The following is an 18,377-nucleotide window of genomic DNA, read 5'->3' as shown; positions in this document are numbered from 1 at the left end:
TGAGTCAGCCAGGTTTTCATCTACAGCTCCCCGCGATCAGAACGGCCACAGTGGGCTCATGAAGAAACGACTCATCCAGCCGGGTTGGCTGGCATCGGCGAAGGCACCAGTACCCGAATAGGTGATGCGCGCATCGGCGACACGAGTGGAAGACACGGTGTTATCGGTGGAAATATCGTCAGCTCGCACCAGCCCGGAAATACGCATCAGCTCATCGCCGGTATTGAGCGTCATCCACTTCTCGCCACGTACAGCCAGAATGCCGTTGGGCAGCACTTCAGCCACGGTTACGGTGACCGAGCCCGACAGGCTGTTGCTCTGCCCGGCCTGACCGGAGCCGGTGTTGGCGCGCTTGGAATCCCAGCTCGAATCCAGACTCAGGTTGTTGTTGGTCATACCCAGAGCGCTGAGGCTGCGCAGCGGGTTGTCTGGCGCGACGGCCATACCGAACAGATTGGGCACCCCCAGGGTGCCGCTGCTGTCTTTCTGCAGCGCGCTGTTGGCGTTCTTGCTGGCCTGGGTCCGTTCGTTCAGCGAGATGGTGATGATGTCACCCACGCGAAATGCCTTGCGGTCGTCATACAGGCCGTTCTCGAAACCCGCCTGATAGATCGAACCATTGTTCTGTGCAGCCGGAAGTGGCGTACGCGGCAGCACCGGCGCGTAATAGGGATCATCCGGCTTGGCTGTCGGCGCCACGCAACCGCTGACAAGCAGCAAGCCAGCCAACAGGGGGAAACAGAAAATTTGCCGGTTCATAACCACTACCTCGCGGCGTTCACAACAGAGTCAAAAAATCAGAGGTTCTGCGTCACGAAGGACAGCATCTGATCAGCGGTGGAAATCACCTTGGAGTTCATTTCATAGGCACGCTGGGTGGTGATCATGTTCACCAGCTCCTCCACCACACTGACGTTGGAGTTTTCCAGGGTGTTCTGCAGCGTGGTACCCAGACCATTGAGCCCTGGGTTGCCGACCTGTGGCGCACCGCTGGAACCGGTCTCCAGGAACAGGTTGTTGCCGATGGCTTCAAGGCCTGCCGGGTTGACGAAGTCAGCCAGCTGAATGTTGCCGATCACCTGCGGCTGCGCGTTGCCGGCGGTGGTCACCGAAACGGTACCGTCCTCACCGACGGTGAAAGTGCGCACTTCGGCGGGCAGGACGATGGCCGGCTCCAGGGCAAAGCCCTGGGAAGTGACAATCTGCCCGTCGGAGTTCAGATGGAAGCTGCCATCACGGGTATAGGAAACGGTGCCGTTGGGCTGCAGGATCTGGAAGAAGCCACGGCCGTTCACTGCCAAATCCAGCGGCTGCTCGGTGGTCTGCAGGCTGCCGGCGGTGAAGATCTTCTGCGTTCCCACCACGCGCACACCTGTACCCAACTGCAGACCGGACGGCAGTTCGCTGTCCTGGCTGGACTGGCCACCAGGCTGACGACGGATCTGATAGAGCAGATCCTCGAACTCGGCGCGATCGCGCTTGAAGCCGGTGGTCGCAACGTTGGCCAGGTTGTTGGAAATGGTGGTCAGGTTCATGTCCTGGGCGGACAAACCGGTCTTGCTGACCCACAGTGCCGGAAGCATATCGTTTCTCCTCGGGCGCCGGTTTTACGGCGCCGCGTGCTGGTAATTAGCTAATCTGCAAAACCCGCGCCATGGCCGACGAGTTGTCCTCGGCGGTGCGCATCATCTTCACCGACAGCTCGAACTGGCGGGACAGGGAAAGGATTGCGGTCATCTCCTCGACGGCATTGACGTTGCTCGCCTCGAGAAAGCCGGAGGTCACCTCAACGGTGGCATCCGCCAGCACTTCAGGCTGGCCCTTGACGCGAATCAGGCCATCGGTGCCCTTCTCCAGGCTCTTGGGATCCGGGTTGACCAGCTTGATGCGGTCAACTTCAGCCAACACATTGGGGTTCTCACCCAACGCACGAATACTGATGGTGCCGTCCTGGCCGATTTCCACTTTCTGCTCCGGCGGCACGGCAATCGGCCCGGCATTGCCCATCACCGGCAAACCGTTGCCGGTGCGCAACATCCCCAGCGCATCGATGTTCAGACTGGCAGTGCGCACATAGGCTTCGCTGCCATCAGGAGCCTGCACGGCTATCCAGCCCTTGCCGCCCACCGCCACATCCATGTCACGCCCGGTTTCCTGCAGCGAGCCCGGACGAAAATCGGTGGCGGGACGTTCGCTCATGGCAAACACCCGAGCCGGAAAGGTTTCACCGAACAGCGGCATGGAGCGCGCCTGCTCGAAATCACGGCGGAAACCCGTGGTGGAAACGTTCGCCAGGTTGTTGGCGTGGGCGCGCAGCCCCAGGGTGTTGTTCTGCGCTCCAGTCATGGAGACATACAGCATCTTGTCCATGGTAATTCTCCGAGTGGGCGACACGCCCTTGGCTCTTTGCAAGCTTTAAAGCAAGCGCTGTGCCAGCCACGAAAAACAAATACAAGAGACTGATTTAAAAGGATTTTATAGGAAGAGAGAGATTGCAAAGAAAAGCCGGCGGCGGGGTTTTGCCGGCCCTTGAACGGCAAAGCGGCAAGCCTGGCTTGCCGCTTTGCCTCTACCGCCAGTCATCAACGCAGATTGATGATGGTCTGGGTAATGGCGCTTTCGGTCTCGATGGTCTTGGCGTTGGCCTGGTAGTTACGCTGCGCAACGATCAGGTTCACCAACTGGTCGGACAGTTCGACGTTGGAGTCCTCCAGCGCACCTGCCTGCAAGGCGCCCAAGGTGCTGCTGCGTGGCGTACCGACCACCGGCTCACCCGACTCGAACGACTGCACCCAGCCGGTCTTGCCCACAGGGGTCAGCCCCTGAACGTTGGCAAAATTCGCCAACAGCACCTGCCCTTGCACCTTGGACTGGCCGTTGGTGTAGCGGGCGAAGATCACCCCCGTATCGTCGATCTCGATACCAGCCAGCTGACCGGTGGTGTAACCATCCTGGCTCACGGCATTGACCCCGAAGGAGGCGGCGTACTGGGTCGAACCGCGCATATCGAAGGTGAAGGCCTCGCTATCGGCGCCATTGGCCACCATGGTGCCTGGGTTGGCCGGATCCTCTTCAGCCGGCACCCAGTCGGTATCGGCGAGCGCAAAGACACCGTTGGGCGTTCCGACCGGGATGGCGGGTGCATCCAGAGCCGGATTCGCCGGCGTGCTGGCCAGCGGCGTCAACGCCGGATTCGCCAGTTGCCCTGCGGCATCGTAGTTCACTGCATAGCTGAACGGTTGGTTGCTGGTGGGATCACGTGGGTTGACGCCATCGATCAGCACATGCATGACCCAGCCATTGTTAGCCGGAGCTTCGTTCTTGACGAAGTACTGGCTCATCACGTGGGCATTACCCTGCGAATCGTAGATGTTGGTCGAGGTCGACCAGTTGAAGGATTTCGAATCACTCGGGTCGAAGGTCGGCGCCGCCATGGTCCCGGCATTGGCGGGACGAACGGCATTGGAGTTCAGGTTGGTCCGCTGGGAGACGGTGGTAGTCGCCCGGGGCTCCTGCTGGCCAGCACTGACGCGCAGATCAGCCTGCACCGGCAAGACGTTGCCGCTGTCATCGGCCGCATACCCCTGCAGGCGGTAGCCGAAGTTGTTGACGATATAACCATCGCGATCAGTGCCGAAATAACCCGCCCGGGTGTAGCTCATCTCACCGTTGTTGCTGGTCATGAAGAAGCCATTGCCGTTGATGGCCATATCCAGCGCATTGTTGGTGTAGTTGACGTTGCCCTGATTGAACAGCTGCGAAACGTCCGCCAGCAGCACACCGCTGCCCTGAGCGTTCTTGCCGGTACCCAGCACGGAAGCGGCGTAGACATCGGCGAACTCGGCACGAGACTGCTTGAAGCCTGCAGTGCCGGCGTTGGCGATGTTGTTACCGGTGACGTTGAGGTCGCTGGTCGCAGCACGCAGACCGCTAAGACCAATATTGAACGACATGGAAAACTCCTTTGCCGGAACTGCCGGCGGCAATAGTTATTGGCCGATGACCTGCACTTGAGAAAGCGGAACGCTGCCCAGACCAGCAAGGTTGAGCATCAGCTCACTGCCGCCCAAGGTGACGCTGTCGACGTTGGCCGGCAGCAAGGTGTACAGCCCCTTGGTCTCGCCGTCGTAGGTGGCCTGAGCCTCGAATTTATAGGTACCCGGCGGCACCACATTGCCGTCGGAGTCCTTGCCATCCCAGATGAAGCTGACGTTACCGGCAGCCTGCTCGCCCAGGTTGACGCGCGTCACCAGCGAACCGGAATTGTCGTAGACATTGACGTACACGTTGCTGCTGCTGACCGGCAAAACGGTACTGGCCTTGAAGCTCTCGCTGGTATCGACCACAGCTTTCTCGCTCGGCACGATCACCTTGCGCCCGACCAGAGAAGACGCCTGCAGCGCCTGCGAGGACTGGAAGCTGGAAAGCATCGACCCCATGCTGGTGTTGAGCTTCTCGATTCCCTCCACCTGACTGAACTGCGCCAGCTGGGCGATGAACTCACCGTTACCCTGAGGCTCCAGCGGGTTCTGGTTGTTGAGCTGCGCCACCAGCAGGTTCAGAAACTCGTTCTTGCCGAGATCCTTGCTTTTCGGACCTTCCGGCTTGAGCTGGTATTGATCCAATACAGAGCCAGCGCCATTTACGGTACTCATGTGATTTCCTCGTCTCGGCTTACTGACCCAGCGTCAGCACACGCTGCAGCATCTGTTTGGCGGTGTTCATCATTTCAACGTTGGTCTGGAAAGCACGACTGGCTGAGATCATGTCGGCCATCTCCTCGACCACATTGACGTTCGGGTAGTAGACATACCCGTCGGCATTGGCCATCGGGTGATCAGGCTCGTAACGCGGCATCAGGCTGCTCTGATCCTCGATCACACCCAGCACCTGCACACCACGACCGGCCTCATCCTGCTCGGCGAACAGCGAACCACGGTCGCCGTTCTGCGCCTGCTGGAACATGGTGGCGAACACCGGATGGCGAGCACGGTAGGTCTGATCCAGGCTCGAAGACACGGTCTCGGCGTTGGCGATGTTGCTGGAAATGGTGTTCAGGCGAGTGCTCTGGGCGCTCATGCCGGTTCCGGCGATGTTGAAGACACTGGCAAGGGACATGGTCGCGCTCCTTATTCGCCGCGCAGGGCTGCAGTCAGCCCTTTGAATTTGCTATTGAGAAAGGTGAAGCTGGCCTGGAACTGCACCGAGTTCTCGGCGTAGTTCGATTGCTCGATCTGCAGGTCGACGGTGTTCTGGTCCAGCGAGGCCTGGAACGGCGTGCGGTACGGCAGCTCAGCTTCGCCGCTGCTGACGCCTTCGGCCGGGATGTGGCGGCTGTCGGTGCGATTCAGGGAAACGCCACCGCGCTGCATGCGATTGCTTTGCTCGGCCAGGACGCTGGCGAAGTCCAGATCACGCGCCTTGTAGTTCGGGGTATCGGCGTTGGCGATGTTGTTGGCCAGCACCTCGGCGCGCTGGGCGCGGAAACCGAGTGCCTGTTCGTGGATGCCGAGTGCTCTGCCGAAGTTGATGCTCATGTTCCGAACCTTTGCCGCTTGGGCCATGTGGTCTCTGTTACAAGCTACTCAGCAAAGGCTGTGCCAACCAAAATAAACCAATAAAATCAGTCACTTACAAAAATAAACAGCTAACAAAAGCGGCAAGGCGGCAAGGCCTTACCGCCTACTGGCAAGCGAGCGGCAACACCCAGAACGGAGATTGCCGCCCACGGAAATGCGGCGCGCCCCCTGCGCGCTGCCCATGAAGTTGCGTCAGATTGCCGGTGCGCCCTCTCCATCCAGCCATACGCAGCCGAACCACCATGGCCAACCCCAGAAACGCAAACGGGAGGCCATTGGCCTCCCGTTACTGGACTGAACACACCGCGCGGCTATTTGGCCTTGTAGATGATCCCTGGACTGCACTGCACCATCTGGTACTTTTCCGGCAGGCCATTGAGCGCCTCGGAAGCACCAAGGAACAGATAACCACCCGGCTTCAACGTGGCGTGAATGCGCGTGAGGATGTCCTTCTTCACCTCGGCCGAGAAGTAGATCAGCACGTTGCGGCAGAACACGATGTCGAACTTGCCCAGCGCCGCGTAGCTATCGAGCAAATTGAGCGGACGGAACTCAACGCGGCTCTTGATCGGCGCCTTGACCTGCCAGCGACCCGGCCCTTTCGGATCGAAGTAACGCTGCAGGCGCTCCTGTGAAAGCCCCCGGCCCATGGCCAGGCTGTCGTACTCACCGGATTTGCAGTTGCTGAGCATCGACGGCGAAAGGTCGGTGGCAACGATCTGCACACCGGCCTTGAGCTGGCCGAGGTTGCTGCGCTCGAACTCGTCGATGGACATCGACAAGGAATAAGGCTCCTGACCGGACGAGCATGCCGCCGACCAGATGCGCAAGCGCTGAGCCGGATAGGCCTTGATTAGCTCCGGCAGCACGCGACTCTTGAGCACCTCGAAGGGATAGGTGTCGCGAAACCAAAGCGTCTCGTTGGTCGTCATGGCATCGACCACCTGCTCGCGCAGCCCTCCGCGTGGCTGGCTTTGCATACGCTGCACCAGCTCGCCCAGGGTCTTGATGCCGTTCTGTTCCATCAGCTTGTTCAGACGGCTGGAGACCAGATACTGCTTGTTGCTACCAAGCAAAATACCGCAGGCCTTTTCCAGGAAAGTCCGGAACTGCTCGAAATCCAAATTACCTGAAGACACTAATGCCGCCTCACCAACCATAACGTTCGCCAAAGGTCGTCCCTTCAGCCCCCTTCCGATACACGAATGCGATCGACCACACGCGCTGCCAGATCATCTGGCTTGAACTTGGCAAGGAAGTCATCAGCCCCCACCTTCTTCACCATCGCCTGGTTGAACACACCGGAAAGCGAAGTATGCAGGAGGATATGCAGCTTCTGCATGCGCGGATCGCTACGAATCTCCGTGGTCAGGGTGTAGCCGTCCATTTCCGGCATCTCGATGTCGGAAATCAGCATCAGCAATTCCTTGTCAGGATGCCGCCCTTCCTCCGCCATTTTCTTCAGGTAATTGAGCGCCTCGCGGCCATCATTCAGCGCGGTCACTTCAACACCAACAGTCTGCAGGCAGCGCGAAACCTGTTTTCGCGCCACCGAGGAGTCATCGACGATCAGCACATGCTTGGTCACCGCCTGACTCTGAACCTGATCATCGATGACGCCAGCGGAGATCACCTCGGAGGTCGGAGCGACCTCGGCAAGGATCTTCTCGACGTCGATGATCTCGACCAGCTGTTGGTCGAGCCGCGTGACTGCGGTCAGGTAGTGATCGCGACCGGTACCCTTGGGTGGCGGATGGATCTCTTCCCAGTTCATGTTCACGATCCGTTCGACCGAGCGCACCAGAAAACCCTGAACCTTGGTGTTGTACTCGGTGATGATCACGAAACTGGTCTTCAGATCTCCCAGCGGCGCACGGCCGGTAGCAATGGAGAGATCGAGAATCGGAATGGTGCCCCCACGAATGTTAGCCACGCCCCTCACTACCGGGCTGGATTTGGGCATGATGGTGAGGTTCGGGCACTGCAGCACCTCTTTCACCTTGAATACGTTGATCCCGTATAGCTGTGGGCCTTCCAGGCGAAACAGCAACAACTCCAAGCGGTTCTGCCCCACCAGCTGAGTTCGCTGGTTAACCGAATCCATCAACCCGGCCATGCCCGGACTCCTTCTCGTCTAGTCACGCGTACCCCGTTTGAGCCTAGCAGGCGGCACGGGGCTTGCTTTGCATTGCTTATGAAACAGAGAACGTCATCATTCCGTCAGCCGCTGGCAAAGTGCCTTGCAACTTTGTTCGTTTTACTCGCTTTGCCGACACTCGGCTACAGCGGTACGGCGGCGGCTGGCTTCACCAGCACTGAACAACTTATCGGCGTCACCGAGTCTTTTCTTGAGCAGGCGACCACCGAATATCTACAGCGTAGCGAAATTCAGGGCCGCCATGAGATTCGTGTCAATCGGCTCGACCCGCGCCTGCGCCTACCGCTATGCGACCAACCCCTGACCACCACGCTGGAAAGCCCGGCGCAGCCACTGGGCCGCGTCACCACCCGGGTCCGTTGCGATGGCAGCGCCCCATGGACGGTGTTTGTCCCTGCTGAAGTCCGCCTGTATCGCCCCGTCGTCGTACTGACGCGCCCCCTCAAGCGCATGAGCGTAGTCAAGGCTGCGGATCTGAACCTGGTTGAGCGCGATGTCGGGCAATTGGGACAGAACTTCCTCACCGACCTGAGCCAGGCGATCGGCAAGAAATTGACGCGTCAACTCGGCAGTAACCAGATTCTTCTCTCGACTCATCTGCAAGTGGCCGAGGTCATTCGTCGGGGCGATCAGGTGGTGATAAGCGCTCGCGGTACCACCGTCAACGTGCGCATGCCCGGTGAAGCCCTTACAGACGGGGCGCCGGGTGAGCAGATCAACGTACGCAACCTGCGCTCGCAGCGAGTGGTGCGAGCCCGTGTGGTCGGTCCAGGGCAGGTGGAAGTATCCATGTAGGCATGTTTCTTGTAGCGCAAAGGTCTGGCGATTCCCTACACTGTCCCAAGACGCAATGAAATTAGTCCTAAAGTTTTCCCGGCAGTGGCCGAAAAGCATGGCAAGCGTCCACCATATCGTCCGAGGTTCTGCATCATGGTCATCGACTTCAACCGGCTGAACAATGCCAATACGCCCGCTAACACGGGACGTACCGGCGCGACTCAGACTGGCAATCGCAACGAGTCGGCGCAGCCGAGCAAGGCGCCTGTCACCGGTAGCGATGAGCAAACCAACGCCAAGAGCGGTGAATCCGTGCAACTGAGCCGTGAGGCACAGCAGTTGCAAACTATCGGCGAGAAGCTGCGTGATCAGCCAATCGTCAACAAGGAGCGTGTGGCCGAGCTGAAGCAGGCCATCGCCGACGGCAGCTATCAGGTCGACAGCAAACGCGTCGCCCAGAAACTGCTCGACTTCGAATCCCAGCGCTAGTCCCAGGGCTGCGCTGGGGGTGTTGGACGCCCGACCCCCAAGAGCCCGCCATGCACGACACAGCCTTGCTTGACCTGTTCTCCTCCGATATCGGCACCGCCGAGCAATTGCTTGAGCTGATCGATAGCGAATTCCAGGCGCTCACCGAACGTGATCTACCACGCCTCGATAGCCTGCTCGGTGAAAAACAACCCCTTCTTGCCCTGCTCCAGCAACATGGCAATGACCGTAGCCGCCTCCTGCAAAACGCCGGCCTGAGCGCTGATCGCGACGGACTGACCGCGCTGGCGAGCCAATCCCCCGTGGGCGGACAGCTAATTGCACGCAGCGAAGAACTTTCTACCTTGCTGCAACGCTGCCAGGAAGCCAACCTGCGCAATGGTCGCCTGATCCGCGCCAGTCAGGCCTCCGTCGGTAGCGTCCTGGGTATTCTGCGCGGCGGAGAGACGCCCGGCCTCTATGACAGCCGTGGCAGTGCCGCTAGAATCGCGCAGCAAAGACCGCTCAGCCAGGCCTGAGCCATCCCCCCAACAAAAAGCACAGGGACATGCAGGCACTCCGCCAGTATGCTAGTGCCGTTGTAGCCCATGATTCGGAGAGTTCCGACCTGTGTCCAGCGCGTTCAACGACGAGAGCGGTCCTCAACCGCCCAAGGTGCTCAAGACATCCATAGAGATCATTGCCACCCTGCGTCAACTGCAACAAAACCATGACCCCCTGATCATTCAGTTCAAGGGGCGTGGCCTGCGTTTCCAAAGCTACCTCGTTGAGATCGACAAGGATCGCGCACGTGTGGCGCTGGACGAAATCATCCCCAATGATGGCGAGCGCTTTCTCAAGCAGGGTGAAACCTTCAATGTCGAAGCGTTTCGCGACGGTGTACGAGTCGCCTGGACCTGTGATCACGATGTACAACTCGGTGAGCTGGAAGGCGCACCCTGCTACTGGACACCGCTACCCAGCGAAGTGATCTATCACCAGCGCCGCAGTGCCTTTCGCGCACAGCTGAAGCAGGGCGACCTGGTCAAGGTTGTGCTCAATGGCGACAAGCTACGCGAACCGCTACCAGGGCACCTGCTGGATATCTCGGCTACCGGCTGCAAGCTGCGCTTCGCCGGCAATCTCTCCCAGCAGTTGAACAACGGCCAGGTGCACGAGCGCCTTACCGCCTACCTGCCCTTTGGCAACATGACCTGCGCCGTGGAACTGCGTCACGTGCAGTACGACGACAAGGTCGACATGACCTTCGTCGGTACGCGCTTTCACCGCATGAACGGCCTGGAACAACGCCAGGTCGAGCGCTTCGTCTATCAACTGCAGCGCGAGGCGCGCCGCACCGAGAGCGACGGCCCCTTCTAAGTCACTGCAGCCTCTACTGGGCTGCCTGTGCCTTCTGCTGGTCTTCTTCAGCCGCCGCCGCTGCTGCCGCAGCAGCGGGCTCCTGCATCTGCTCCTGCACGTCCTGCTCATCCACGCGCGGATCGAGCGCAGCGACCAATGGCGAGCTGGTGACGTTACCGGGCATAGCCATGTGCTGCAGCGGTGCGTCATCGACTTGATGCAGATGCGTCACCACCTCCGGACGAATGCGCCAGATCAGGATCAGCGCGCAGACGCAGACGAACACGTACAGCATGTTGGCCCCGTAGAAGCGCATCAGTACGCCGGTCAGCAACGGGCCGATACAGGCGCCGACACCGAACGTCACCAGCAGCATGGCGGTGAGCGACACACGCCGCTCCGGCTCCACGTGGTCGTTGGCCAGTGCCACCGCCAGCGGATAGAGGCTGAACTGCATCAGGCTGACCAGAAAACCAATGCAGATCAGCAGACCGAGAAAGACTTTCGGCAACGCCGCCAGCGGCAGTGCCGCTAACAGCAGCAAGACGGCGCAGCCGCGAATCAGGCGCACGCGGTCTTGACGATCCGATAGCCAACCCAACGGCCATTGCACCAGCAGGCCTGCCAGAATGCAGCTACCCATGAACAGACCCACCTGCTCGGTCGACAAGCCCATACGCGTGGCATACAGCGGCGCCAGACCATAGAAGGAGCCGATCAGCAGGCCGGCCACTGAAATGGTGGTCAGCGACAGCGGTACACGCTTGAGAAAGAAACGCAGTTCCAGCGGTGCTGGATGCAGGGGCGCCGGGTGCAGGCGACGGGTCAGCGCAACCGGCACCAGACAAAGGGCAAAACACAATGCCACCAACATCAACAGCTCCAACCCCAGCGTGGGGTGAACCACCAACGTCAGCTGCCCGAGAATCAGCCCCAGATAAGAGGCGGCCATATAGCCACTGAACACCAGACCGCGCTGCTTGGCTTCGGCCTGCTCGTTGAGCCAGCTCTCGATCACCATGTACTGACACATCATGCCCAGACCAACGAGCATGCGCAGAAACAGCCAGAACGGCAGCCACTCCACCAGACCGTGCCCCAGCACCGCTGCAGTGACCACCCCGGCACAAGCTACGTAAGCACGGATATGCCCGACCCGGCCGATAAGCCGATGCCCCAGCTTGCCACCCAGTACCAGGCCGAAATAGTTGGCCGCCATCAACGCACCGACCCACAGACCGTCGACCGTATCGGCCAGACGCAGCGCCAGGTAGGTACTGAGCAGACCGGAGCCGAGCAACATCAACAACGTGGCGAAGTACAACGAGCGGAATGACTTCCAGATCAGTCGCATTGGCGGGTAAAGCTCCTTGTGCGGTACTGGGGTCGGCGTCAAGCCTGCGCGGCGAGAACACGACGCTCCCAGGGCGTAATTTCATCGTAGAAACTGGTCAGTTCCATGGTCTTGCTGGCGATGTAACCTTCGATGAATTCCGCACCGAACAGTTCGATTGCCAGCTCACTGCGTTTCAGACGCTCGATGGCCGCGTGCATGGTACAGGGTAGCGCCAATTCGTCAGGCACCTCGAATTCACCCTGGATCGCTGCGCTTGGTTGCAGCTCGCATTCCAGGCCATGCAGCCCGGCAGCTAGGCTGGCCGCCAGCGCCAGATAAGGGTTGGCATCAGCGCCTGGCAGGCGATTTTCAACTCGTCGAGCTACCGGGGCACTGGCCGGAATGCGCAGCCCGGCGGCACGATTGTCCGCCGACCAGCAGGCATTGTTCGGCGAGGCATAGGGATGACACAAGCGCTGATAGGAATTCACGTGCGGGGCGAAAAGCAGGGTGAAATCGGCCATTGCAGCCTGCTGGCCACCAATGAAGTGATAGAAAGCCGGCGTAGCCTCACCATCGTCGGCGCTGAAGATATTGCGGCCGCTACCCTGCTCCACCACGCTCTGATGAATATGCATGGAGCTGCCCGGCGTATGCGCCAGGGGTTTGGCCATGCAGACCACGGACAGGCCATGCTTGAACCCGACCTCCTTGAGCAGGTGCTTGAACAGGAAGGTCTGATCGGCCAGTTGCAGCGCATCACCATGCAACAGGTTGATCTCGAACTGACTGACACCCATTTCGTGCATGAAGGTGTCGCGCGGCAGCCCCAGCGCCTCCATGCAGCGATAGACCTCGGCAAAGAACGGCCGCAAGCCATTGCCGGAACTGACGCTGAACGCCGAACCACCATCCTCACGACGGCCATCCAACCCCAGCGGCGGCTGGAACGCCTGCATCGGATCGGGGTTGGCGGCAAACACGAAGAACTCCAGCTCGGTCGCAACGACTGGCTGCCAACCGTGCTCGGCGTAGCGCGCCAGCACGCGCTTGAGCAAGCCACGCGTGGACAAGCCGGAACTGCGACCGTCCAGTTCGTCCGCATCGCAGATGGCCAGTGCACGCGGCGCGTCGCTCCAGGGCAGGCGGTGAATCTGGCTCGGCTCGGCATTGAGCGCCAGGTCGCCGTCATCGCTGCCGTAGAAACGTGCCGACGGATAACCACCCATGATGCACTGCAGCAGCACCCCGCGAGCGAGCTGCAAACGACGACCCTCGAGAAAGCCGGCTGCCGTCATCACCTTGCCGCGAGGGACGCCATTTAGATCGGGGGTGACGCACTCGACCTCGTCGATCCCCAAAAGCAGGGTTTCCAGGTCGCAGCGGCTGGTAGTACTCATCTTCGATTGTCCTTGGCAGATGCCGCTCTGCGGCGGCGTTTCGTACAAAATACGCATCAGACGTTCAATATTTCAAGCAGACGAAGCTTGCCGAGATGCGACACGGGCTTGCACCCTGTCGTCCTGTTGCCTGCGTCTGGCTCGAAGCCTCACAAGGCTGTGCTAGAGTCGCGCGCTATTTTTTCGGACCACCTCTCGAAGGCGGTGCTGGAAGCCCTCTCGATCCAGGCACGACGCCCATTGCACCGTGCTGCGCAACCAGAGAACCACTTGATGTCCCAAGCTATCCACCCTGCCCTGCAGTTTCTCAACCGCACCAGTCTGGTGACGCAGATCATCATCGGCCTGCTCGCAGGTATCGCCCTTGCAGTCATCGCTCCCCAGGCTGCGCTGTCCGTCGGTTTCATCGGCAATGTCTTCGTGTCCGCGTTGAAAGCGGTGGCGCCGGTACTGGTGTTCATCCTGGTGATGGCCTCCATCGCCAACCACCAGCACGGTCAGCAGACCCATATCCGCCCGATTCTACTGATGTACCTGCTCGGCACCTTCAGCGCCGCACTGGTCGCCGTGGTTGCCAGTTTCGCCTTCCCCTCGTCGCTGGTGCTGAGCAGCCAGGCCGCAGAACTGACACCCCCCGGCGGCATCGGCGAAGTCCTCAAGACCCTGCTGATGAACGTGGTCGATAACCCGGTCAACGCGCTGCTGCGCGGCAACTTCATCGGCATCCTGGCCTGGGCCATCGGCCTGGGCTTCGCCTTCCGCCATGCCAGTGCCGGCAGCAAGCAATTGCTGGGGGACCTGTCGGGCGGCGTCACCTCCATCGTCAAGCTGGTGATCCGCCTCGCACCGCTGGGCATCTTCGGCCTGGTAGCCGCCACTCTGGCCGAGTCCGGCTTCGACGCCCTGCTCGGCTACCTGCACCTGCTAATCGTGCTGGTTGGCTGCATGCTGCTGGTCGCCCTGGTGGTCAACCCGGTACTGGTGTACTGGAAGATTCGTCGCAACCCTTATCCGCTGGTGTTCACCTGCCTGCGCGAGAGCGGCCTGACTGCCTTCTTCACCCGCAGCTCGGCGGCCAACATTCCGGTCAACCTGCAGCTGTGCCAGCGCCTGGGCCTGCACGAGGAAACCTACTCGGTGTCCATTCCGCTGGGCGCCACCATCAACATGGCCGGTGCTGCCATCACCATCACCGTCCTGACCCTGGCCGCGGTGCACACCCTGGGCATTGCCGTCGACCTGCCCACCGCCCTGCTGCTCAGCATTCTGGCCTCGATCAGCGCCTGCGGCGCTTCGGGCGTAGCTGGCGGTTCGCTGCTGCTGATCCCGCTGGCGTGCAGCCTGTTCGGCATTCCCAACGAAGTGGCCATGCAGATCGTCGCCATCGGTTTCATCATCGGTATCGTTCAGGACTCGGCGGAAACCGCGCTGAACTCCTCCACCGATGCGCTGTTCACCGCAGCGGCCTGCCTGGCCGAAGAACAGCGTCAGGCCTGAAAAGCAAGAAGGCTTGTGCAGTGCACAAGCCTTCTCTCTATCGCGCACAATCTTGTCGAACGCGGCTCACTGCTGCGCAGCCAGAGCAAACCCCTGAACAGACTGGGCGGCCTGATAGAGAATCTGCCCGACCTGTTCGATCTCGGCCTCGCTGATGATCAGCGGCGGCAGGAATCTGACGGTCGCCCCATGCCGCCCGCCCAACTCCACGATCAAGCCGCGCTCCAGACAGGCACGCTGAAATTTGCGCGCGCGCTCGCCATCGGCCAGCGGCAGGCCAGCGCCGTCACTGCGAGCTGGATCGACGATTTCCATACCCAACATCAGACCTCGCCCACGCACATCGCCAACCCAGTCGAACTCAGCCTGCAAGCCCTGCAATAGCGTAATCAAGCGAGCGCCGACGCCGCGCACATGGCTGGTGATGCCTTCGCGTTGCATGAAGCGCAAGGTGGCATCGCCTGCAGCCATGGCCAACTGGTTGCCACGGAACGTACCGGCATGAGCGCCTGGTTGCCATTGGTCGAACTCGCCACGGTAGACCACCACAGAAAGTGGCAACCCTCCGCCAATGGCCTTCGAGAGCGTCATCACGTCAGGGGTGATAGTGCTGCGTTCGAAGGCGAAGAGATCGCCAGTGCGCCCGATGCCACATTGGATCTCGTCGAGAATCAGGGGAATGCCATGTTCGCGGGTAATCGCTCGCAGTCCCTGTAGCCAACGATCAGGCGCGGGAATCACCCCGCCCTCACCCTGCACCGTTTCCAGAATCATCGCCGCCGGCTGAGTCACGCCGCTTTCCGGATCGCTCAGCAGGTGGCGGATGTAATGCAGGTTGGCATCGATCGACTGCTCACCGGAGAGGCCGAACGGGCAGCGATAGTCATGCGGATAAGGCAGGAACTGCACGCCGGAGAGCAACCCGCCCAGCGCGCTCTTTGGCCCGAGATTGCCGCTGATCGAGAGCGTACCAAGGGTCATGCCATGGTAAGCACCATGAAACGCCAGCACGCTGTGCCGTCCCGTTGCCGTACGCGACAGCTTGAGCGCGGCCTCCACCGCATCCGCACCGGTCGGACCGCAGAACTGAACGCGCGCATCCTTGGCGAAATCGCCCGGCAACAGGTCGAACAGGGTCTGCACGAAGGCATCCTTGATCGGCGTGCTCAAATCCAGCGTATGCAGTGGAATGCCCGATGCCAGGGTTCGCTGGATCGCCTCCACCACCACCGGATGATTGTGCCCCAGCGCCAGCGTGCCAGCGCCAGCCAGGCAGTCGATGTAGACCTGCCCACGCGAGTCCTCGACATAAACACCCTGTGCGCGCTTCAGCTCCAGCGGTATGCGCCGCGGGTAGCTGCGCGCGTTGGACTCGCGCTGTTCTTGCCGCTGCAACGCCGGTGTGCTGTCGAGGCAATAGCGCTGGCGAAGCCCGCTGTGCCGGCTCTGTAGATCGACAATCGTCGTGGTGTAAATAGGGGTGATCGCATTCATGAGTGCATCCTCGTGACGCGCAAATGGCGCGTGATCTGACAGACAGCGCTGGATTGAGCAGAAAGCAGCACGGCGGTGCGGCTGATCGGCCCTCAGCAATGCCCCCCGCACACTTCTAGCAAGTCATGAATGATAATTACTATCATTATATTAATCAAACGCGGCACAGGCACTGCGTCACAACCACAAGCCGCGCCTTGCTCCGATTCGAGATGCCCTGGCGCCCGCGATCAGCGCGCCATACAACTGACACGACTGACTGAGCGGTAGCGGCAAGGCTGAATGAGAGGACTGATCTCAGTTGACGGCCTGCCGCAGCGGCTCGCTCACAAGCAGACGCTGTACAAGCTCAAGCAACTCGGTTTCCTGCTCGAACAGATAGAAGTGCCCGCCGGGAAACAGCCATGTCCGACACTCGGCGTGGCTTTCCTGAGCCCATCCATCGAGCAGCGATAGAGGCACGCTGGCGTCGGTTTCTCCGGCCAGCACGTGAATGGGGCACGACAACTGCGGCGCTGGGTGGTAGCAATAGTCTTCGCACAGCGCGAAATCATCGCGGATGATCGGCAAAAACAGATCGACCCACTCAGGATTGTCGAGCAACTCCTGAGGCAAACCGTTCATGCCACGGATGATCTCGAGAAATTGCGCCTGCGGCAGATCCGCCACCCGCTCGCGCCAACCATGGGCGAGCGGCGCCGTGCGCGCAGAAACCAGCAACTGGGCTGGCGACAGCCTCTGCCGAAGCAGTTGGCGCGCGGTCTCGAATGCCAGCAATGCCCCCATGCTGTGGCCGAAGAACGCGAAGGGAATGCCATCGGCGCTGGCCTGGGCAACCGCTACGGCCAGCGCTTCAGCCAAGTCGGCCAACGAAGTGGCGCGAGGCTCGCCGAAGCGCGCGCCGCGCCCCGGCAACTTGACCAGAGCCAGCTCAATCTCGCTCGGCAGGCCGGCGCGCCAATGCTGAAAAACCGTATGCCCCGCCCCCGCATAGGGAAAGCAATAAAGCCGCAGCGCAGGCGACTGGCTACTGCCAGGCAAGAATGAAAACCAGGGGTTGGATGAGCGAGGCATCAGCCGCGTTCCTGCCCCTGCATGGCTTGACGCAGACTGAGCGGACGCATGTCGGTCCACACCGATTCGATATAGGCCAGGCACTCTTGCTTGCTGCCCTGCTTGCCGGCTTGCTGCCAGCCTTGCGGTATCTCCTTGTACTCGGGCCAGATGGAGTATTGCTCTTCAGCGTTGACCACAACCAGGAAGCGCGTTTCAGGACTGTCCAGACTCATGTTTCACTCCGTTTTCAGCTGACGATGCGAATGCTCGCGGCCATCGATTGATCACCATGCGAGCGCACGCAGAATAATACAGTTAATAACAATTATCATTAACCAAATTTGACGTTCCTCTCACCCCGGCAGCACTGTCCGGTTCGCTTGCAGGATGAGGTGTGTTTATACTGCCGCCACCTCAAGTGATAACGAGTCTCAGCAGCAAGTATCAAACATGGTTCAGATAACCCATTCCCCTCTCGACCAACCTCCAACGCGGCCTTGCGGCGGCAACGAGCGCCTCTGATGATCGACAGTCTTGCCCCGCTGTTCAGCGGCCCGCTGGCTGCCTATGGGGAAAACCTGCAACTGGCCAGTGATCAACAGCAGGCAATTTCCGGCTCGCAACTGTTTCAGCCGGACTATTTCGCTGAGTTCATTCGTGAGCTGGCAGCCCGCCATGGCAGCGACGATCTGCTGGCACTGACCTCTATCTGGTCGAAATGGTATTTCTGCTTCCTGGCCCCCACCGTGGCGGCCAACCTGCTCTTGCAGCGCGAGTTGCCTATCGCCCTGAGCGATGTCGGCGTCGCCCTCTCGGCAGAAGGCAAACCGCTTGGCCTACGTTTGCCCCATGACGGCAGCTGTCTGCCGCCCTGCTCGTCCTTTGAGCGCTTCAGCACCTTGATACAAGGCCATCTGGAACCGGTGATCGAGGTAATGGCCAGCGTCTCGAAAGCCTCGCCACGACTGTTCTGGAGCAACGCCGGCAACCTCTTCGAATTCGCCACCACACAAATCGAACTGCATCCACTGGCTCTGGCCGGCTGCTCCGCCCCGGCCAGAGCCGTGCTGGAAAGCCGCCTGCGCCCCGATGGTCGACGCAACCCGCTGTTCGCCCCGGTGTACTACAAGGACGTCGGCGCCAGCGAACCGCAGCGGCTACGGCGTATCTGCTGCATTCGCTACCGCCTGCCCGGCATCGACTATTGCAGCAGTTGCCCGCTCGATCGCGACAAGACGCCCGAGTAACCC

Annotated in this window: 20 protein-coding genes; 6 read left to right on the top strand and 14 right to left on the bottom strand. The window is 60.5% G+C overall.

Annotated elements, in window-relative coordinates:
• Window positions 1–36: 36 nt before the first annotated feature.
• The 9 genes from flgH to ACN8M7_RS13760 form a co-directional block, all read right to left on the bottom strand.
• Window positions 37–759, bottom strand: a complete 723-nt coding sequence (gene flgH / locus ACN8M7_RS13800; RefSeq protein ID WP_061241485.1) for a flagellar basal body L-ring protein FlgH — start codon at window positions 757–759, stop codon at window positions 37–39.
• 38 nt (window positions 760–797) lie between these two features.
• Window positions 798–1,583 (bottom strand): flagellar basal-body rod protein FlgG, encoded by a 786-nt coding sequence (gene flgG, locus ACN8M7_RS13795; protein ID WP_061241487.1) that lies wholly within the window; start codon window positions 1,581–1,583, stop codon window positions 798–800.
• Window positions 1,584–1,629: 46 nt separating this feature from the next.
• A complete protein-coding gene (locus ACN8M7_RS13790; protein WP_061241489.1) occupies window positions 1,630–2,370 on the bottom strand; it encodes a flagellar basal body rod protein FlgF in 741 nt (246 codons plus the stop codon).
• A gap of 212 nt (window positions 2,371–2,582) precedes the next feature.
• Window positions 2,583–3,953, bottom strand: coding sequence for a flagellar hook protein FlgE (gene flgE, locus ACN8M7_RS13785; protein WP_061241491.1), 1,371 nt, complete (start codon window positions 3,951–3,953; stop codon window positions 2,583–2,585).
• Between the two features lie 36 nt (window positions 3,954–3,989).
• A complete protein-coding gene (gene flgD, locus ACN8M7_RS13780) occupies window positions 3,990–4,655 on the bottom strand; it encodes a flagellar hook assembly protein FlgD (protein WP_061241493.1) in 666 nt (221 codons plus the stop codon).
• Between the two features lie 19 nt (window positions 4,656–4,674).
• Window positions 4,675–5,118 carry a flagellar basal body rod protein FlgC gene (gene flgC, locus ACN8M7_RS13775; protein ID WP_061241495.1) on the bottom strand — a complete coding sequence of 148 codons (444 nt, stop codon included), beginning with the start codon at window positions 5,116–5,118 and terminating at the stop codon, window positions 4,675–4,677.
• Between the two features lie 11 nt (window positions 5,119–5,129).
• A complete protein-coding gene (gene flgB, locus ACN8M7_RS13770) occupies window positions 5,130–5,537 on the bottom strand; it encodes a flagellar basal body rod protein FlgB (RefSeq protein WP_061241497.1) in 408 nt (135 codons plus the stop codon).
• A 353-nt stretch (window positions 5,538–5,890) separates the two neighbouring features.
• Window positions 5,891–6,718: a protein-glutamate O-methyltransferase CheR gene (cheR, locus tag ACN8M7_RS13765; protein WP_061241499.1), complete on the bottom strand. Its 828-nt coding sequence runs from the start codon at window positions 6,716–6,718 to the stop codon at window positions 5,891–5,893.
• A 44-nt stretch (window positions 6,719–6,762) separates the two neighbouring features.
• Window positions 6,763–7,695 (bottom strand): chemotaxis protein CheV, encoded by a 933-nt coding sequence (locus tag ACN8M7_RS13760; protein ID WP_061241501.1) that lies wholly within the window; start codon window positions 7,693–7,695, stop codon window positions 6,763–6,765.
• 78 nt (window positions 7,696–7,773) lie between these two features.
• Here ACN8M7_RS13760 and flgA point away from each other — a divergent pair, with 78 nt between their 5' ends.
• The 4 genes from flgA (at window position 7,774) to ACN8M7_RS13740 (ending at window position 10,362) form a co-directional block, all read left to right on the top strand.
• The gene (gene flgA / locus ACN8M7_RS13755) at window positions 7,774–8,532 is read left to right on the top strand and encodes a flagellar basal body P-ring formation chaperone FlgA (RefSeq protein WP_490261121.1); all 759 of its coding nucleotides are present in this window, start codon (window positions 7,774–7,776) and stop codon (window positions 8,530–8,532) included.
• Window positions 8,533–8,667: 135 nt separating this feature from the next.
• The gene (gene flgM, locus ACN8M7_RS13750) at window positions 8,668–9,003 is read left to right on the top strand and encodes a flagellar biosynthesis anti-sigma factor FlgM (protein WP_061241505.1); all 336 of its coding nucleotides are present in this window, start codon (window positions 8,668–8,670) and stop codon (window positions 9,001–9,003) included.
• Window positions 9,004–9,053: 50 nt separating this feature from the next.
• Window positions 9,054–9,521 carry a flagella synthesis protein FlgN gene (locus ACN8M7_RS13745; protein ID WP_490261120.1) on the top strand — a complete coding sequence of 156 codons (468 nt, stop codon included), beginning with the start codon at window positions 9,054–9,056 and terminating at the stop codon, window positions 9,519–9,521.
• A 91-nt stretch (window positions 9,522–9,612) separates the two neighbouring features.
• Window positions 9,613–10,362 carry a flagellar brake protein gene (locus ACN8M7_RS13740; protein WP_061241508.1) on the top strand — a complete coding sequence of 250 codons (750 nt, stop codon included), beginning with the start codon at window positions 9,613–9,615 and terminating at the stop codon, window positions 10,360–10,362.
• Window positions 10,363–10,375: 13 nt separating this feature from the next.
• On the opposite strand, the gene ACN8M7_RS13735 is transcribed toward ACN8M7_RS13740, so the two are convergent.
• Both ACN8M7_RS13735 and ACN8M7_RS13730 read right to left on the bottom strand, forming a co-directional pair.
• Window positions 10,376–11,698, bottom strand: coding sequence for an MFS transporter (locus ACN8M7_RS13735; protein ID WP_490261119.1), 1,323 nt, complete (start codon window positions 11,696–11,698; stop codon window positions 10,376–10,378).
• Window positions 11,699–11,736: 38 nt separating this feature from the next.
• Entirely contained in the window at window positions 11,737–12,978 is a 1,242-nt protein-coding gene (locus ACN8M7_RS13730; RefSeq protein ID WP_490261168.1) for a glutamine synthetase family protein, read from the bottom strand.
• 375 nt (window positions 12,979–13,353) lie between these two features.
• On the opposite strand from ACN8M7_RS13730, the gene sstT reads away from it, so the two are divergent.
• Window positions 13,354–14,577: a serine/threonine transporter SstT gene (sstT, locus tag ACN8M7_RS13725; protein ID WP_490261118.1), complete on the top strand. Its 1,224-nt coding sequence runs from the start codon at window positions 13,354–13,356 to the stop codon at window positions 14,575–14,577.
• A gap of 66 nt (window positions 14,578–14,643) precedes the next feature.
• Here the strand turns inward: sstT and ACN8M7_RS13720 are convergent, their stop codons facing one another.
• The 3 genes from ACN8M7_RS13720 to ACN8M7_RS13710 all read right to left on the bottom strand — a co-directional run bounded on the left by ACN8M7_RS13720 (window position 14,644) and on the right by ACN8M7_RS13710 (window position 17,360).
• On the bottom strand, window positions 14,644–16,071 hold the full coding sequence (locus ACN8M7_RS13720) for a diaminobutyrate--2-oxoglutarate transaminase (RefSeq protein WP_490261117.1): 1,428 nt from the start codon (window positions 16,069–16,071) through the stop codon (window positions 14,644–14,646).
• A 297-nt stretch (window positions 16,072–16,368) separates the two neighbouring features.
• Window positions 16,369–17,145: a thioesterase II family protein gene (locus ACN8M7_RS13715; protein ID WP_490261116.1), complete on the bottom strand. Its 777-nt coding sequence runs from the start codon at window positions 17,143–17,145 to the stop codon at window positions 16,369–16,371.
• Window positions 17,145–17,360, bottom strand: coding sequence for an MbtH family protein (locus tag ACN8M7_RS13710; protein WP_490261115.1), 216 nt, complete (start codon window positions 17,358–17,360; stop codon window positions 17,145–17,147). The genes ACN8M7_RS13715 and ACN8M7_RS13710 overlap by 1 nt, the downstream gene beginning before the upstream one ends.
• A 288-nt stretch (window positions 17,361–17,648) precedes the next feature.
• On the opposite strand from ACN8M7_RS13710, the gene fhuF reads away from it, so the two are divergent.
• Window positions 17,649–18,374 carry a siderophore-iron reductase FhuF gene (fhuF, locus tag ACN8M7_RS13705; RefSeq protein WP_490261114.1) on the top strand — a complete coding sequence of 242 codons (726 nt, stop codon included), beginning with the start codon at window positions 17,649–17,651 and terminating at the stop codon, window positions 18,372–18,374.
• Window positions 18,375–18,377: the final 3 nt, after the last annotated feature.

This window comes from Pseudomonas spartinae (assembly GCF_965197125.1).
Taxonomy (GTDB): Bacteria; Pseudomonadota; Gammaproteobacteria; order Pseudomonadales; family Pseudomonadaceae; genus Aquipseudomonas; species Aquipseudomonas composti_A.
The sequence above is the reverse complement of the archived record's forward strand: the minus strand, read 5'-3'. Positions and strand labels throughout refer to the sequence as shown.

Coding starts and splice junctions, on each gene's coding strand:
- ACN8M7_RS13745 (WP_490261120.1), top strand. CDS start 9,054: ATGCACGACACAGCCTTGCTTGACCTGTTCTCCTCCGATATCGGCACC.
- ACN8M7_RS13790 (WP_061241489.1), bottom strand. CDS start 2,370: ATGGACAAGATGCTGTATGTCTCCATGACTGGAGCGCAGAACAACACC.
- ACN8M7_RS13715 (WP_490261116.1), bottom strand. CDS start 17,145: ATGCCTCGCTCATCCAACCCCTGGTTTTCATTCTTGCCTGGCAGTAGC.
- fhuF (WP_490261114.1), top strand. CDS start 17,649: ATGATCGACAGTCTTGCCCCGCTGTTCAGCGGCCCGCTGGCTGCCTAT.
- sstT (WP_490261118.1), top strand. CDS start 13,354: ATGTCCCAAGCTATCCACCCTGCCCTGCAGTTTCTCAACCGCACCAGT.
- ACN8M7_RS13730 (WP_490261168.1), bottom strand. CDS start 12,978: ATGACGGCAGCCGGCTTTCTCGAGGGTCGTCGTTTGCAGCTCGCTCGC.
- flgM (WP_061241505.1), top strand. CDS start 8,668: ATGGTCATCGACTTCAACCGGCTGAACAATGCCAATACGCCCGCTAAC.
- ACN8M7_RS13735 (WP_490261119.1), bottom strand. CDS start 11,698: ATGCGACTGATCTGGAAGTCATTCCGCTCGTTGTACTTCGCCACGTTG.
- flgE (WP_061241491.1), bottom strand. CDS start 3,953: ATGTCGTTCAATATTGGTCTTAGCGGTCTGCGTGCTGCGACCAGCGAC.
- flgA (WP_490261121.1), top strand. CDS start 7,774: ATGAAACAGAGAACGTCATCATTCCGTCAGCCGCTGGCAAAGTGCCTT.
- ACN8M7_RS13710 (WP_490261115.1), bottom strand. CDS start 17,360: ATGAGTCTGGACAGTCCTGAAACGCGCTTCCTGGTTGTGGTCAACGCT.
- ACN8M7_RS13760 (WP_061241501.1), bottom strand. CDS start 7,695: ATGGCCGGGTTGATGGATTCGGTTAACCAGCGAACTCAGCTGGTGGGG.
- flgG (WP_061241487.1), bottom strand. CDS start 1,583: ATGCTTCCGGCACTGTGGGTCAGCAAGACCGGTTTGTCCGCCCAGGAC.
- flgC (WP_061241495.1), bottom strand. CDS start 5,118: ATGTCCCTTGCCAGTGTCTTCAACATCGCCGGAACCGGCATGAGCGCC.
- flgB (WP_061241497.1), bottom strand. CDS start 5,537: ATGAGCATCAACTTCGGCAGAGCACTCGGCATCCACGAACAGGCACTC.
- ACN8M7_RS13720 (WP_490261117.1), bottom strand. CDS start 16,071: ATGAATGCGATCACCCCTATTTACACCACGACGATTGTCGATCTACAG.
- flgD (WP_061241493.1), bottom strand. CDS start 4,655: ATGAGTACCGTAAATGGCGCTGGCTCTGTATTGGATCAATACCAGCTC.
- flgH (WP_061241485.1), bottom strand. CDS start 759: ATGAACCGGCAAATTTTCTGTTTCCCCCTGTTGGCTGGCTTGCTGCTT.